Origin of the sequence: Streptomyces sp. 8L, from assembly GCF_020176795.1 — a bacterium.
In the GTDB taxonomy this organism is placed as follows: Bacteria; Actinomycetota; Actinomycetes; order Streptomycetales; family Streptomycetaceae; genus Streptomyces.
This window is the reverse complement of record NZ_JAIUKE010000924.1, coordinates 1-950: the sequence shown is the minus strand read 5'-3', so window position 1 is coordinate 950 and position 950 is coordinate 1. Positions and strand designations below refer to the sequence as shown.

2 protein-coding genes are annotated in these 950 nt (G+C 74.5%); both read right to left on the bottom strand.

The features are described 5' to 3' along the window. Positions 1-70 precede the first annotated feature (70 nt). A complete protein-coding gene (locus tag LCE31_RS39910; protein ID WP_225023205.1) occupies positions 71-178 on the bottom strand; it encodes a DUF4244 domain-containing protein in 108 nt (35 codons plus the stop codon). A gap of 306 nt (positions 179-484) precedes the next feature. Beyond that, positions 485-950, bottom strand: a 466-nt coding sequence (locus LCE31_RS39905) for a type II secretion system F family protein (protein WP_225023204.1), incomplete at its 5' end; no start/stop codon positions are given.

Below are 950 nucleotides of genomic sequence, written 5' to 3'. Positions count from 1 at the left end.
GCTTACGCCAACATGCCTCACGTGTCTGAAAGTTTGTATTGCCTATGACCTGCTGTGATGCTTGACAGCACTAGATAACCCTCGTCCCCATCGCGTACTCCGACGTCGTCATACCGGCGTCCGAACGCATGCGCCGCGACCACAGCGCCTTGATCCACGTCCTCATGGCAGTCCTCATCGCACACTCCCCCTGTCCGGCGTTGCCGCCGTCTGAATTCGTTCTGTGGTCCGTATTCGTTCTGTGGTCAGTCACTTCTGTGATCCGTCGTACTGCGAGCCGTCGCACCCACGAGCTGTCGCGCCTGCGGGCGTCGCGCCTTCTCCTCGTTGCTGCGTCCCGCCGTCCGGCGCCGAGGCACAGCACCGGTGCGCGGCCCTGAGAACCGACACCGGGGGCCAGCACCGAGGGCCGGCACCGCGGGCCGGCACCGCGGCCCGCTCTCCTCGGCGTCAGCGCTTTCGTCCGGCCGCCTCCCGCGCGGGGTCAGCCGCTGTTCAGCAGGCCGGTGGCCAGCCCCATCACCACGGGTGCCACGCCCGTCGCGAGGAAGGCCGGCAGGAAGCACAGGCCCACCGGCCCGGTGATCAGGACCTGCGCGCGCTGCGCCCCGGCCGTGGCCCGTCTGGTCCGCTCGGCCCGGAGTCCGTCGGCCAGCCGGGCGAGCGGCTCGGCCGCGGGCGCGCCGGTGACAGAGGCCCGCTCCAGACACCGGGCGAGCCCGGAGGCTCCGGGTATCTCCCCGAACCTCCCCCCCGCCGCGGACGGTTCGCCGCCGAGCACGATCTCGGCCGCCGCCCCGGCCAGCCGGTCCCCGACCGGTCCGCCGAGCGAGCCTCCGACGGCCTCCGCCGACTCTCGCGGCCCCGGGGCCGGGGGCGCCCCCCCCGGGGGGCGGGGCCCCCCCCCCGGGCCCCGGCGCCCCCCCCCCCCGCCGGCGCCCGCGCCGGCC

Excerpts from the sequence above, each read along its gene's own strand:
- LCE31_RS39910 (WP_225023205.1), bottom strand. The coding sequence starts at position 178 with ATGAGGACTGCCATGAGGACGTGGATCAAGGCGCTGTGGTCGCGGCGC.